This window comes from Pseudoalteromonas sp. UCD-33C (genome assembly GCF_001306895.1).
Classification (GTDB): domain Bacteria; phylum Pseudomonadota; class Gammaproteobacteria; order Enterobacterales; family Alteromonadaceae; genus Pseudoalteromonas.
Genome location: NZ_LJTB01000002.1, coordinates 975,859 through 990,489 on the forward strand (window position 1 = coordinate 975,859; position 14,631 = coordinate 990,489).

Below are 14,631 nucleotides of genomic sequence, written 5' to 3' on the forward strand. Positions count from 1 at the left end.
TCCGTATCGGCTACCTAATTTAAACCAAAACACTGCTTAGCGGCGGTTACATCATCTGCAATCTGCGCCGTCAGTTGTGTTAATGTCTCGAATTTTTTCTCATCGCGAAGCTTTTTAATAAGCTCCACGTGCATAAATTGTCCGTAAATGTCTTGCGCAAAGTCGAAAAGATGGACTTCTAACAATGCGCGTGTTCCATTAAATGTGGGTTTGTTGCCAATATTTGCAACCCCATATAATTCTTTATCACCAACTTTAGCTCGTACCGCAAATACCCCATTTACAGGGCATACTTGGCGTTTTAGTGCTATGTTGGCAGTTCTGAACCCTAATTCACGACCTTTCGCCCAGCCATGAATAACACGTCCAGAAATCGCATAACCATGACCTAACATGGTTTTTGCATCTTCTAATTGCCCTGCAGCAAGCGCATGGCGAATAAGGGTACTACTAACTCTATCATTGAGTCTGCGAAAACTTGCAGTACTTTTCACATCCATGTTCAGCTCAGTGCCCATGGTTTTTAGTAATGCAAAATCACCACGACGACGTTTGCCAAAACAAAAGTCATCACCAACAGTTAATGCCTTAACGCCTAGTTTTTCAACCAGTACTTGGCTGACAAACTGTTCTGCTTCCATGTTGGCAAATTGCTGATTAAAGCTAATGCAAATCACTCGCTCCACGCCTAATTTAGCAAGCAAACTGAGCTTATCACGTAGTCGAGTTAAACGCGCGGGAGCATTATCTTTAGCAAAAAACTCTTGTGGCTGAGGCTCAAATAACATCACGGTACTTGGCAATTGATGCTTTTCTGCGTCTTGCAGCAAGCCTTTAATCACTTCTGCATGACCTAAGTGCACGCCATCAAAATTACCAATGGTCAACACACAGCCATAATGCTGCGCGCGAATATTGTGAATACCTCTAATTAACTCCATGCCACCTTTTTGCCTTTATCAGCGAGCCCAAAACATTGATATCGGGCTTGAAGCGCCGATTATAATCTTTTTTTTAGTTTGATTCAGTAGTTGCAACACTTTTTATCGTATTTAGTCGCACACCTAAAATGAATAAGGCCGCAAAGTAAACAAAAACCGCCAGCACTAATAACCCACTCAACAGCAGCACTTGTTCAGTAAAGTACCATGTTTTCCACGCAAATTGCTGGCCAACATACCACACTGCAGCAGCCATTAATAAACTTGAAAACAAACACTTAAAGGTGAAACCAAGGCTCATCGCAGAAAACTGATAAACGCCTTCTTTACGTAGTTGATGATACAACAAATAGGCATTACAACTGGCCGACATCGCGGTTGCTAACGCTAACCCCAAATAGCCAATAAATGGAGCTAGCATAATGTTAAACACCATATTTAACACCAGTGTTTTAATGCCTATTTTTACCGGAGTTTTAGTATCTTGACGTGAATAAAAACCCGGAGCTAACACCTTGATTAACATAAAGCTAACCAGTCCCACTGAGTAGGCCATCACACCGTAACTTACCGCTTTTACATGATCAATTTCACCGTTTTGAAACGCACCATGATCAAATAAAACCGTAATAATGAGCGGGCTTATCACCATTAAGCCAAACATGGCTGGCAAGCCTAAGAAAATAACAAACCTCACCCCCCAGTCGAGGGTTAGTTGAAAATCTTTTGTGCTATTGGTGCTATGTAACTTAGACAATGCAGGCAATATGACCGTCGCGATACCGATACCGAATAAGCCAAGAGGAAACTCAATTAAACGGTCTGAGTAGTAGAGCCACGCGATAGAGCCGGTCATCAACATCGAGGCGATCATAGTGTCGAGTAACAGGTTTATTTGACTGATAGACACGCCAAACAAGGCTGGTAGCATGAGTTTTCGGACTTTCTTAACGTTTTCATCTTGCCAGCCCCATTTAGGGCGGCTCAACATGCGGGCACGATACAAAAATGGCAACTGGAATAATAACTGTACTAAGCCCCCTACAAACACGCCGATGGCAAGCGCGTATGCCCCCACCGAAAATTTATCGTGTAGAAAAACAGCACACGTGATAATTGATACATTTAACAGCACAGGGGTAAATGCCGCAACAGCAAAACGATTATATACGTTCATAACCGCACCACTTAAGGCAACCAGACTCACAAAAAATAAATAAGGGAAAGTCAGCTTTAACAGTGCACTAGCCAGTACGAACTTTTCTGCATTTTCGCCTCCTTGCCACCAATCGATAAACCAGCCAGTACCAAATAAGGCCGCTATCACAGGAGAGGCAACAACCCCAAACAAAGTAACAATTAATAAAATAGTACCTAGGGTACCGGCTGCTTGAGCTACAAACAGCCTCACTTTATCATCGCCTTGTTGTTCTTTTATCTCAGATAAAACCGGCACAAAAGCTTGAGCAAAGGCACCTTCGGCAAACAAACGTCTTAAAAAGTTAGGAATTCGATTGGCAAATAAAAACACATCCGCAGCAGCACTGGCACCTAGCAGATTTGCCACAACAGCATCTCGTACTAACCCTAAAATACGCGAGATCATCGTCATTGCACTAACAATCATCCCAGAACGAAATAATCCTTTTGCCACCTTAAACCCATTATCAAAAAACTTCTAAGATGGGCGATTATGCCTAAAATATCTTTAAAGCACTAGGCTCGAACCCGACCCTTTGTTACAATGGCGATATTAACTGCTAAAGCGGCAAATTGATGTTCGTTATAAGGAGCAGTTTTTCTTGAGATGTCAAAATTTCGTTGACATTCATGATAAAAACAGGCATATTCCACGGCCTTTAAATTAAGCTTATTTTAAGATTGTTAGGAGCAAACCTTGGCTAACATCAAGTCTGCAAAAAAACGCGCTATTACGAGCGAAAAAAATCGTCAACATAACGCAAGCCGTCGTTCAATGATGCGTACTTACTTCAAAAAAGTAGTTACTGCTATTGAAGCGGGCGACAAAGAAGCTGCACAAGCGGCATTCGCTGTTGCAACACCTATCCTAGACCGTTACGCAACTAAAGGTCTAATCCACAAGAACAAAGCAGCTCGTCATAAGAGCCGTTTAGCAGCTAAAATCAAAGCGCTATAATTTGTTTTTGATGAATATGAAAAAACCGGCTTTTGCCGGTTTTTTTTTATCTGTAATTTAATACCAATCCGCTTAATTAAGTAGTCTATTTTGAGGCAATAAAACCTCGTTGATAAAAAGGCAAAAATTTCGTTATTTAGTTGTTCTAAAAGAGAAATTTATAACGCAGTTAGCGACAGGTTTAATCCCTCAAAATGATTAAGTATTATTGCGGGTTGGTATAAAAGGCACGTGTTCTATATGCCTTATTAAAGTTGTTAACTAGACAATTTCGAGCTCTGGATAAAACTTTTTCAGCATAGCGGCAATCTTCTTAGGTGTGAAAGGTTTTACTACAAACCCTTTAGCGCCCTTCTCAATCGCTTCTTTAACGTTTTCTACTGTTGAATGGGCTGAAACCATTACTACGTTTGCTTCAGGCGAAATTTCGTTGATTTGCGAGATAATCTCTTTGCCGTCACCATCGGGTAATTCAATATCTAAAAAGATAATATTGAACTCTTTTTCTTTACATGCGCTTAAACACTGCGCGGCCGTAGAAGCCTCACGCACATTATCGATACCTAGGTGCATTAATGTTTGATTTAAAAAACTGCGAACTGTGCCTACGTCGTCCACAATAAGAATTGAAAGCTGCGTATCCATACTATTCCTCTTAAACTATGAAGATAAACACTCATTGCACTGTAGAGTGTAACGCATTTAAGCTATAAGTGATTTGAATTTGACTATTATATCAAAAACTTCGTTATAATCTCATTATAGAGACCTATGTTTAAAAGGCCAGATAAGCTTTATGTCTAATAAAATAAAAAAACAATCTTTGCTTGGTAAAACACCTGCACGAAAAAAACCAACACAAGCAAAGCGCCAAAGACCAGCCCCCCAGCAACAAGCGCGTGCACAAGCTGCGCAGCAAAGCGTTCCTGAAGTCGAACTTAAAAAAAGTAAAACACGGTGGTACGCGCTCGCAGCAGTTGTATTAATTCTGCTAATTACGCCCAAACCTGTGTTAATCACTTATGAAAAGCTAGGTATGGTCTCGCAAAGTGTATTTTGGCCAGGGGTTTTTGGTTATGGTGCAAACTTATTTGATTCAACCCTCAGCCCCCGTGCAGACCTAAGCCGCAACATTATTTACCTGTGCCAGGATAAGCGCAAACCAGATACCTGCCAGAAATATCGCGTGACAGAGCAAAGTGGTTTTTTTGCTGCCATGAAAAAGCTAATAATGGATTAAAAAATCTAATCCGAAAATTTAAAATTACTTGGTTGAAAGCTGTGTAAAAGATCACCATAATGGCGCTCCTTTTTCAACACAGACACGATCAGATACGACCATGCTAAACGAGCTAGATTGGCTTTTAAACTTAACGTTACTTGCACTAGGACTAGGTGCATTTTTTATTAACCAGCTTACATTACTGCGTTTTGCAGCGATTAGCGCGTGTAGTTTATTATTTTTATCGTTTAGTTTAGATCTGATGTCATCAAGCGTTATCTCAAATATGAGCTTGGTGTTGATCAACACATTTTATTTATTCAAGGTCTACACATTTGGCCAATTGAATATCAATCAAGGTTAATCTTCTCCTAAGATAAATTGATAGAATAGGCTATCCCATCTATCAGCTTTTATGCCCAAGCAGTCCTCTGCTTGGGTTTTTTTTTACTTACAAAATGATTGAACTGAGATACCATTAATGGCGTATATAAATAATTTGGAGGTACCTTATGTCATTAAACGACTTCGACTTATTTCTCTCATCAATGGAAGACGTAAAACCTCTTAAGCATGACACTGTTCAATTTGATTCTACGAAACAGGGCCCTTCTTTAGCGCAACAAGAAAAACGTAAAGCAGCTGAGTGTGATTTAGCAATTGATGAAAACTATTTACGTACTGAATTCGTTGAGCTATTAGATCCTCATGCCATATTGGCATTTAAAAAAGATGGCGTACAAGGCCAAGTATATAAAAACCTGCGCTTAGCTAAATATCAACTCGATGCCACGCTTGATTTGCATGGCCAGCCTCTTCAACGAGCGCGCAGTACGCTTTTTAATTTTATTGATGACTGCCATAAACGAAATATTCGTGTCGTACTAATTCGCCATGGTATTGGTATCAAAAATAAATCACAGCCGGGTATTTTAAAGAGCTATACCAATAAGTGGCTGCAAGAAATTCCAGCGGTTTTAGCCTTTCATAGCGCCCTTAAGCATCATGGTGGTAGCGGTGCGACGTATGTGATGATTAAAAAGTCAGACGAGAAGAAACACGAGAACAGAGAAATCCATTCAAAAAGAAGTTAATAGAATAAGTGATTGAAGTGCAGCATAAAAACATGCTGCACATATTAACTGTGATTGGTTGGTTATGATTGGCTTACTTCAATAGCCTGAGCTGGCTGCTCCGACGCATTCGCTTGATTAAACCATGCTGAAACACCAAGAACGATTACTGACACTACGACTAGACTAAATTTAGCTCCACCTTGATTAGATTTCATAACGCCTCTTTTTTATTGTTGTTTTTTTATTGAGCAACAACAGAATAGCAAAGTTACAGATGTTAACAAGGTGTACATTAAACTAATTTGTAATGTGTCAATAACCTTTTGTTCTATCAACCTGATTTATTAGGTTTTTACCTTCAATTAATCTTTTGACATTACCCGCAATTTGCAAAGTCACAGTCTCTAAATCTGACAATGCAGCACAGTGAGGTGTTAAGGTCACCTTTTCATGAGACCAGTAAGCATGCGACTTAGGTAAAGGCTCTTCGCTAAACACATCAAGGGTAGCGCCGCGTAATTGCTCACTATCAAGTGCTTCAAGCAAATCTTCATCGACAACATGCTTGCCTCTGGCAACATTAATAAGCACCGCATGATTTTGCAATTTACTTAGCAGTGATTTGTTAATGATACCCTGAGTGTGTTGGTTAAGTGGCAACAAGCACACGAGATAATCAATTTGACCAAGCATGTCATCTAATCCCTGCTGTGTGTAATAGGTACTTACTTCAGCATCGTGTTTTTCACTATTAGACCAAGCACTCACTCTAAAGCCATTTGCGAGTAAACGCTTAGCACAGGCTTTACCGAGTTCACCATAACCCAAAATACCCACATGTTGATGTGAATACGCTCGCTTTGGCTTCCAAGTACTGGCTGATTGTTTTAAATAATATTCTTTGAGTCTCAGCTTGTGTGCCAACACATGGGTCAACACGTACTCTGCCATATCATTCGCAAGATTATCATCAACAATTCTAACAACGGGGACGTGCGCCGCTATCTTCGTTAAGTCGATGCTATCAACGCCAGCCCCAAATGAAGAAACCGCTTTTAAATTTACCAGCTTAGGCCATAAATCAGCAGGGGCATTCCAAGCCAATACAAACTCCACGGCTTGGTAATCAGTGCATTCAGACCAAAGCTGCACGTCAACCTCTGGTAATAACGCTTGTAATCGGGCAATTAATTGGCTGCAATCTCGGCCAGTTACAGCTACAAGTAAAATCATTGTCTTCTCCATTTTGCCTCGTACTCGAAGCGCTCTTTAAAAAGTCACACAACTGCAACCTAACTGTCACAGCGAACTCTTACCCTAACCTCATCGCTGAATGCGTTTATGTTTGAGGTTTGTATGATCAGTGTTGATAAAGTAATAGAAGCAAATTTACCACAGTTAGAAAATTCACCAAAAGTAAAAGGCTTAGTAAAGAAAGGTTTGGGTTATTTATTACACGAGCAAGAGTTTGTTGCCTTTGGTGATGCATACCCACACTTACAAGGACTTGAGTTTGTAGAGCAAGTACTTGATGAGCTAGACTTTGACACGCGCTACAAGCCAAAGCAGATGGAACATATTCCTAGTGAAGGTAATGTCGTTATTGTCGCTAACCACCCTATCGGTTCTCTTGATGCATTAGCGCTAATAAAAGTCTTATCAAGTGTTCGCCCTGACTTAAAAGTCGTTGCAAACCGCATGCTGATGTCAATCACTCCGATGCATTCATTACTTCTTCCCGTTGACAACCTCTCTGGTACAAGCAAAAAGAAAGAGCTTGCTAATATCCAACAGCATTTAAAATCAGACGGTGCGTTATTAATCTTTCCTGCAGGAGAGGTGTCACGTTTAAGTCCAACGGGCATTAAAGACTGTAAATGGAATACTGGCTTTTTACGTATGGCGAAAAAGGCCAACGCACCTATTTTGCCTATTTACATCAAAGCGAAAAACAGCCCATTATTCTACGGCACCTCAATGATCTACAAACCCTTAGCCAGTTTGTTGTTAGTCAAAGAGATGTTTAAACAACGACAAAAATCATTAGAGTTTGAAATTGGCGCGTCCATCCCACCTGAGTCATATTTAATCGAGAATTTAAAAGACAAAGAAATAGCTCAGCTGATAAGAAAGCAGTTGTATCGACTTATCACAAAAAAACCTCTGCCGTTAAAAACGCAAACCCCTATTGCCAGTCCAGAAGCAACGAAAGACCTTAAAAAAGCTATTGAAGAATGTGAGTTATTAGGTGAAACCTCTGATGGTATGAAAATTTACTTATATCAATACTGTGGTAGCTCACCGATTTTCCGTGAACTGGGGCGACTGCGTGAAATTGCGTTTCGGGCAGTCGGTGAAGGCAGTGGCAAACGCCGAGATATAGATAAATACGACATGGATTATCAACACCTTGTACTGTGGGATGCTAAGCAACTTGAACTAGTCGGCGCATACCGACTTGCCTGCGCACAAGACATTATAGAAAAACATGGCCGTAAAGGTTTATATACCGATAGCCTATTTAGCTACAGCAATGATATGACGCCGTATTTTGAAAAGGGCATTGAGCTTGGTCGCAGCTTTGTGCAACCCAAGTACTGGGGCAGAAAGAGCTTAGATTATTTATGGTTCGGCATTGGCGCATTTGTGAACCGCTACCCGCAATACCGCTATTTGTTTGGCGCAGTTAGCGTATCTAACGCACTCCCCGAGCAAGCTAAATCACTACTCGTTCATTATTACCAGCATTATTATGGTGCTAAACAAGTGTTAGCTATCCCCAATAATGAATATCGCCATACCGAATCACAAAAAGAACAATGTGCTCAGCTATTTGCTGGGGATGATATTAAAGAAGACTTTGTTGAACTTAAGCATGTACTTGCCAATATCGGCGCGCAAGTCCCAACCCTATTTAAACAATACACCGAGCTTTGCGAACCTGGTGGCGTACAATTTTTAAGTTTTAGCATCGACCCTGAGTTTAATAACTGCATCGATGGTTTAGTGCTTGTCGACTTAGATAAAGTGAAAGCGAGTAAAGCCAAACGATACTTAGGACAGACACGCGAATAGTCGTTATAAAATAGCTAAAAAAAGTCGGCACGCTCGCCGACTTTTTTCTTTTTAATTAAAGATATTTCTAAGCGCAGCTAAATATATTTGCTCAATAGTTTTTAAATCTGCGATAGGAACATGCTCATTAACTTGATGAATGGTATGGTTTCGCACTCCACATTCAATCACTTGCGTGTGCTCATTAGCAAAAAAGCGACCATCTGATGTGCCACCACTAGTACTAAGCACCGGAAAGCTGCCAGTGATTTCATGCACGGCTTGTTCGAGCTGCTGCAATAAGCAATTGCTGGCCTGATGCAGGGTATAAAATGATTCACACGGGCGTTCCCAAACAAGCGTTAGCTGTGATGCTAGATCTGCCAATGCAAACTGAATTTCTTCTTTAACGTCTTTACTTTTGTAGCCATGACTATAACGTACGTTAAACGTGAGCTCACATTGAGCAGGAACAAGATTATCGACCACATTGGCAATATTAATTCCGGTCACTTGCAGTGTTGTAGCCGAACTAGCTTCATCTTTGTGCCAACTAATTGCCGTTAGGCGCTTCACAACCTCTGCACTTAAATGCGCTGCGTTTATGGTGTTTGCTGGATAGGCAACATGCCCTGCTTTACCTTGAATAGATAATCGAGCAGACAAAGCGCCTCTTCTGCCATTTTTAATGGTATCACCAACCTGCAAATGACTCGTCGGCTCGCCTACTAGGCAACCATCAAGCACAACACCTTGTTTGACTAGACGCTCAGCAATCAGTAAAGAGCCGTATTCAGCCTCGCCCTCTTCATCTGAGGTAATTAACCAGTAAAATGTGCCGCGTTTATTGCTATTTTGCGCTAAAAAGCGTTTTGTTGCGCAAAGCATGGCAGCAACGCCGCCTTTCATGTCTGCTGCGCCACGGCCATAGATATTGCCATCGACTATCTCAGCGCTAAATGGATCAACTCGCCAATCCCCTTCTGCAGCTGGTACTACATCAATATGGCCAGAAAAAGCAACGATAGGGCCTTCACCAAAAGTGATTTTAGCAATTAAGTTAGTTACATGATTAAAGCTAAATACTTCGCAATCAAAGCCGAGCTGGCTTAGGCTATCTTCAAGCCAATCAATTGCACCAGCTTGAGCAGGCGTTACCGATTTAAATCGGAGCAAGGTTTGTAATGTTTCTACCACGTCAGACTGCACTACTGAGCGCGTTGCTAACTCTGCATTTGATATCAAACTCATAATAACCCTAGTCAGTTAGAAAGCTTAGGTTATTACAACGAGAGATTATGACCGCAGTATGAAACTTAAATTAATGATTTCCTTCTTCAATGAGGGTTTCTTGGGTTACCTTGGCAATATCTTTGTCTTCTTTGGTTAATTGTGTTCGCTGCCAACGACCAGCTGCGAACCAAAGATAAGTAATAATAGCCACAAGTACATTAGTAATAGCAAACGAATACCATATGCCCTGTGGTCCAAGTGAAGTATGCTTTGACAAAATATACGCGGTAGGAAATTGAATAACGCATTGCGAAAGCAGTGACACAACCATAGCATTGAGCATGTTTCCTGAAGCCCTAAATGCAGCAACCACACAAAGCTGCACGCCTATTCCGCCCCAAGTTAAACACATAACGCGAATGAACTCTGCGCCACCAGCAATCACAGACTCATCATCAGGAATGAAAAAAGCCACAAAGTATTCAGCAAACAGATAAGCAACAACGCCCACTAATGTTAGGCCTAGTAATCCCCAAAGCGAGGCTAAACGTGTTATTTGTGCTGCACGCTGTGGATTTCTTGCCCCCATGTTTTGACCAACCAAGGTTGAAACAGCCATTGAAAGACCCATTGCAGGGATCATCACCATTTGTAAAATATTAGAACCAACACCATAAGAGGCAATGGTGTGCGTACCAAAGCTGGCAACCAAAAACGACATAATGATTAAGCCAAAGGCTCTCGCAGAAAGTTCAACCGAGCCAGGAGCCCCTAAAAAGAAGGCTTGTTTCATATATTGCCAGTCTGGTTTAAAGCTAGAGAGTTTAAGTTGGATGCCGTGGCGGCCTCGCAAAAACACCCATACCCCGATTGCAGCCGCTAAGCTTTGCGTGATTAGTGTGGCTAGTGCAGCCCCCATTACGCCAAATCCAGCAAAGTCACCAAAACCAAAAATCAGTAAAGGGTCGAGCACAAAATTGAGTAATACAGTAGCGCTTACAATATAAAGCGGTACCTTGGTTTGCCCTATGCCACGCATTAAGGCTTGAAACATGGCATAAATAAATACAAACACAACGCCAATAAAAGATACATGCATAAATTTAAGCGCATCACCAAACACTTGATCTTCAACACCTAATAAAGTCAAAAAGTAAGGAGAAAGCACATAGCCTATTAAACCAAGTATGGTTGCGGTAATTGTCACCATTAACATAGTTTGGGCAGCAACATGGTTTACCTTATCTTGCTGACCAGCTCCCATGTATTGAGCGGATAAAATAGCGCCCGCCATTGCCAAACCAGAGCCAATAGCAATCACCAAAAAGGTAACTGGCATACTGACAGAAACGGCAGCCACTTGTTCTGCCCCTAAGCGCCCTACCCAAAATGCATCGGTCAACTGATAAGCAGACTGCAAAATATTGATTAAGATGATCGGGATACCTAATTTAAGTAACGCTTTTGAAATCGAGCCATGAAGAAATAAGTGCTGAGGATCAGCCATGAAAAACACCTAATTAAGCAAATAACCCTGTTAGTTTACCAGCCGCAACTGAATATAGAGTCAATAAGAGTCAATCTTTTTTTTGCTGTACCTGTTTAAAAACTTAATCTAAATCAATAAATGGCTTCACTTAGTTCAAACATTTTTGAAACTTTGATCTAGAACAGGTTTTGTCCGCTTCAAGTTAGTAATAATAGCCTCAACCAAATAAGACAAGTAGTTCGCGGAGAACAACATGAAAACTAAATTAAGCATTGCATTACTTACTTCACTATTAGCACTCTCTCCTGTTGCAAACGCAAACTTAAGCGTGAACGTAGGTGCAATTAATGTAAACCCTGATAACGACAGCTCAAAAATCAATGAAGCACCAACGTTAGGTCTACGTGCAGATGATGATACTCAGCTAGGTATTACTGTAGATTATGCGCTTGATGACAATTGGGTAATTGAATTAGTAGCAGCAACACCTTTTAGTCATGATGTTCAAGGTGCAGGTGGTTTAGCAGGTAACAAAATTGCGAAAATCAAACATTTACCACCAACACTTTTAGCGCAGTACCACTTCTTAGACTCAACTTATAAGTTCCGTCCATTTGTGGGTGTAGGCGTAAACTATACTGTTTTCTTTGATGAAGAGCCTTCAGCTGCACTAAAAGCAACACTAGGCACTGACGATGTAGAAGTTAAACTAGATGATTCATTTGGCTTTGCAGCTCAAGCTGGTTTTAACTACATGATGAGTGAAAACTGGGGCCTTCATGGCATGGTTTCACTAATCGACATCGATACAGATGCAACTGTTTATGCTGACGGCGCAAAAGCGTTAACTTCAACTGTAGAAATCGACCCAGTTGTTGCTATGTTCGGTGTTAAATACAAATTCTAACTTTCATTTTGTGAAAGCCCATACGCACAAAAAGGCCATTTATTGGCCTTTTTTATTTCCATTCATCTCCTAATACCAAATTGCTATTTGTCTAAATTTTAAGACAAATTCTGTCAACCAATAAATTTGAACTACACTTAAAACTTAAGCTACACCTTTATCATTGGTTATTAAGTCACCAGTACAAAATATCATCGAAACTATGCCCAAGAGCATGCAATATCTGAATTTTCAGAGCTGGTCAATTGTTGTCCCTATTAGCCAGCAATTATAAAATAACCATAATAATTTTGACGTATAGAATGTAAATTGTGTGATAACGAGGGGCGTTAGTTGAAAATATTTTTTAATTCTTTAGTTCTGCTTACGTGTCTTAATTTAACTGCATGTAAAGTAAAAGACCCGAACGAAGGTAAACCAGATGAGCAAACGCAGGTCGCAATCAGCGATCGCGAAAAGCTGCTTGCTGGTAGTGCAAATATTTCTTTTACGATCACCGATGAAAATCAAACACCTCTAAGCAATATCAGTGTTACCTTAGCTGGGCAAAGCTATCAGTCTGATAGCGATGGTACTATAAGTGTTAGTAACCTTGCTTATGGCAATCATGCGATTATGGTTGAGCAAACGGGATATTTTCCGCGTGCAAGTATTGTCGTTAATCAACCAGACTCATCGACAACTACAGTCCAACTCCAAACTAAAGCATCGAGCAGTAAAAGCCTCTTATTTGCTGGCGATACCATGTTTGGCCGTCGTTATTTAGATCCCAATTTAAAAACCATGGGCACGTCTATTCCCGATGTAACTGATGCCTTGATCCATCCAGATACAGCCGGGGCAGACAGTATTGCAATTACTGCTGATGTCGCAGCCCTATTTGAAAATGCTGACTTTGCATCAGTTAACCTAGAATCGCCAGTGACGACTAATCCAGCAACCGTCCATCCAACCAAAGAGTTCAGCTTTTTTAGTCTACCAGACTCACTGCAAGGGCTAACCGAGATAGGCATAGATTATGTTGGTCTTGGTAATAACCATATCTACGATTACTTGCAATCCGGCTTAGAAGATACCCTTATTGAAGTAAGCAATGCTGGCTTACTACATAGCGGTGCAGGACTTGATGAAACCCAAGCAATGACCACAGTGAGTAAAACACTTGAAGATATAACGCTCGTGCTTTTTGCCGCCACTTCAATCACAGGGACAGAACACGAATACAGCTACATTGCTGATACTGAAAAAGGCGGAGCTGCAAATTTAACCAACTCGGATACAGTTAAATCTTCACTAGAAGAACAGGATTCTTCACAATTTATCATTGCCCAAATGCACGGAGGTGATGAATACACCTATTCTCCTTCAAGCTATATTGGCAGCCGGTTTGAAGCATTATCAAAGCAAAATACAGATCTCCTTATTGCTCACCACCCCCATGTAGCGCAAGGCTTTGCTGTCTATAACGATATTCCTGCTGTACTCGGTCTTGGTAATTTCGTATTTGACCAACCTCGCCTTGATACCTTACTCGGTGTTGCTGTGATGATCGATTTAAACACAGAAACGCAAACCGTCAACCGGGCTTTTGCTTATCCTATTTTTGTTGAAGATTATAAACCACGCTTTACAACAGGTTTTTTAACTCACTACTTATTAAGACGCCTTGCTGAGTTTTCTGATGACAATATCACTTTAATTCCTCGTGATAATTATGGTGAAGTCTATTTTAGTCAAAATCAGGCAACAAAGAGCACGACAGACGTCACTATTGAGGTAAATAGCAATAGTGACATTATTGACTTGCGACAATACGCCCCTTCATCAGCCGCATTCGTATCTGAGATCGAAGTAACCAGTGGCGAACTCAGTAGTATGGTCTTTGGCCGCGACATAATGGTGTTTGGTGATTTTGAAGATTGGGATAACGACAGCGAGGCGTTTGAAGTAAGCCGCTGGGATCACACCAGTGACAGCGTTTTTCCATGTACAGACCAACCTTATGCTGGCATTCAAGCACTTTGCTCTAGTCGTGACGAGTTCGATAATACGCCATCGATAATACCGTTTAGACATACAATGCGAGTGATGGAATTAACAGATGAAAATGGCGATCCACTTCTGAGTAAAGACTTCTCATTTTATGGTTATTTACAATCAGAAAATGGTGGAAAAATTGATGCTCTATTAAGTTATACAACCGAAATAGACGATCTTACTTTTTCACAACATAAAATAGATGTAAGTGAAGGCGGTGACCAAGCATGGCATGCATTTAGTCATGACTTTAGTTTACCGTCAGATGAGTTCACTTTAGGACCAAAAGAACTTCCACCAAGAGGTGTGAAACTGCAATTTAGACATTATGCACCAAGTACAGGTGAAGCAATCTCTCGCTTAGATAATGTTGCACTAATTAGCTGGCAAGATGCTATCAGCTTAGATAATGGACTATGGCAAACCGAGAAAATGCACGGTTTTGACTTTTTAAAAATCTCAGCAAGTGATGATACGAGTGTAAAAATTACGTTCACATTACTTGATTAAGGAG

General features: G+C 40.8%; 14 protein-coding genes. 7 read left to right on the forward strand and 7 right to left on the reverse strand.

From position 1 onward, the window contains the following. Nucleotides 1-14: 14 nt before the first annotated feature. Together ribF and murJ are read right to left on the reverse strand one after the other, a co-directional pair. Nucleotides 15-941 (reverse strand): bifunctional riboflavin kinase/FAD synthetase, encoded by a 927-nt coding sequence (gene ribF / locus AOG26_RS07690; RefSeq protein ID WP_054561912.1) that lies wholly within the window; start codon nt 939-941, stop codon nt 15-17. Between the two features lie 73 nt (nt 942-1,014). Continuing rightward, entirely contained in the window at nt 1,015-2,595 is a 1,581-nt protein-coding gene (gene murJ / locus AOG26_RS07695; protein WP_268795220.1) for a murein biosynthesis integral membrane protein MurJ, read from the reverse strand. Between the two features lie 243 nt (nt 2,596-2,838). Between murJ and rpsT the strand changes: the two genes are divergently transcribed. Beyond that, nucleotides 2,839-3,099 carry a 30S ribosomal protein S20 gene (gene rpsT / locus AOG26_RS07700; RefSeq protein WP_054561913.1) on the forward strand — a complete coding sequence of 87 codons (261 nt, stop codon included), beginning with the start codon at nt 2,839-2,841 and terminating at the stop codon, nt 3,097-3,099. Between the two features lie 261 nt (nt 3,100-3,360). Here the strand turns inward: rpsT and AOG26_RS07705 are convergent, their stop codons facing one another. Then, on the reverse strand, nt 3,361-3,744 hold the full coding sequence (locus AOG26_RS07705; protein WP_054561914.1) for a response regulator: 384 nt from the start codon (nt 3,742-3,744) through the stop codon (nt 3,361-3,363). A 151-nt stretch (nt 3,745-3,895) separates the two neighbouring features. Between AOG26_RS07705 and AOG26_RS07710 the strand changes: the two genes are divergently transcribed. The 3 genes from AOG26_RS07710 to smrA all read left to right on the forward strand — a co-directional run bounded on the left by AOG26_RS07710 (nt 3,896) and on the right by smrA (nt 5,415). Continuing rightward, nucleotides 3,896-4,339 (forward strand): hypothetical protein, encoded by a 444-nt coding sequence (locus tag AOG26_RS07710; RefSeq protein WP_054561915.1) that lies wholly within the window; start codon nt 3,896-3,898, stop codon nt 4,337-4,339. 100 nt (nt 4,340-4,439) lie between these two features. Continuing rightward, nucleotides 4,440-4,685, forward strand: coding sequence for a hypothetical protein (locus tag AOG26_RS07715; RefSeq protein ID WP_054551958.1), 246 nt, complete (start codon nt 4,440-4,442; stop codon nt 4,683-4,685). Between the two features lie 148 nt (nt 4,686-4,833). After that, nucleotides 4,834-5,415: a DNA endonuclease SmrA gene (gene smrA / locus AOG26_RS07720; protein WP_054561916.1), complete on the forward strand. Its 582-nt coding sequence runs from the start codon at nt 4,834-4,836 to the stop codon at nt 5,413-5,415. Between the two features lie 62 nt (nt 5,416-5,477). Here the strand turns inward: smrA and AOG26_RS21035 are convergent, their stop codons facing one another. Together AOG26_RS21035 and AOG26_RS07725 are read right to left on the reverse strand one after the other, a co-directional pair. Then, nucleotides 5,478-5,612, reverse strand: coding sequence for a hypothetical protein (locus AOG26_RS21035; RefSeq protein WP_258535966.1), 135 nt, complete (start codon nt 5,610-5,612; stop codon nt 5,478-5,480). 97 nt (nt 5,613-5,709) lie between these two features. Beyond that, the gene (locus AOG26_RS07725) at nt 5,710-6,630 is read right to left on the reverse strand and encodes a 2-hydroxyacid dehydrogenase (RefSeq protein ID WP_054561917.1); all 921 of its coding nucleotides are present in this window, start codon (nt 6,628-6,630) and stop codon (nt 5,710-5,712) included. Nucleotides 6,631-6,753: 123 nt separating this feature from the next. On the opposite strand from AOG26_RS07725, the gene AOG26_RS07730 reads away from it, so the two are divergent. Further along, complete coding sequence (locus AOG26_RS07730; protein WP_054561918.1) at nt 6,754-8,472, forward strand: lysophospholipid acyltransferase family protein; 1,719 nt, start codon at nt 6,754-6,756, stop codon at nt 8,470-8,472. A gap of 51 nt (nt 8,473-8,523) precedes the next feature. On the opposite strand, the gene dapE is transcribed toward AOG26_RS07730, so the two are convergent. Then, nucleotides 8,524-9,702 carry a succinyl-diaminopimelate desuccinylase gene (gene dapE / locus AOG26_RS07735; RefSeq protein ID WP_054561919.1) on the reverse strand — a complete coding sequence of 393 codons (1,179 nt, stop codon included), beginning with the start codon at nt 9,700-9,702 and terminating at the stop codon, nt 8,524-8,526. Nucleotides 9,703-9,772: 70 nt separating this feature from the next. Next, complete coding sequence (locus AOG26_RS07740; RefSeq protein ID WP_054561920.1) at nt 9,773-11,191, reverse strand: MATE family efflux transporter; 1,419 nt, start codon at nt 11,189-11,191, stop codon at nt 9,773-9,775. A gap of 235 nt (nt 11,192-11,426) precedes the next feature. On the opposite strand from AOG26_RS07740, the gene AOG26_RS07745 reads away from it, so the two are divergent. Next, entirely contained in the window at nt 11,427-12,080 is a 654-nt protein-coding gene (locus AOG26_RS07745) for an OmpW/AlkL family protein (protein WP_054561921.1), read from the forward strand. A gap of 333 nt (nt 12,081-12,413) precedes the next feature. Then, nucleotides 12,414-14,627 carry a CapA family protein gene (locus AOG26_RS07750; RefSeq protein ID WP_152966939.1) on the forward strand — a complete coding sequence of 738 codons (2,214 nt, stop codon included), beginning with the start codon at nt 12,414-12,416 and terminating at the stop codon, nt 14,625-14,627. The last annotated feature ends 4 nt before the right edge of the window (nt 14,628-14,631 follow it).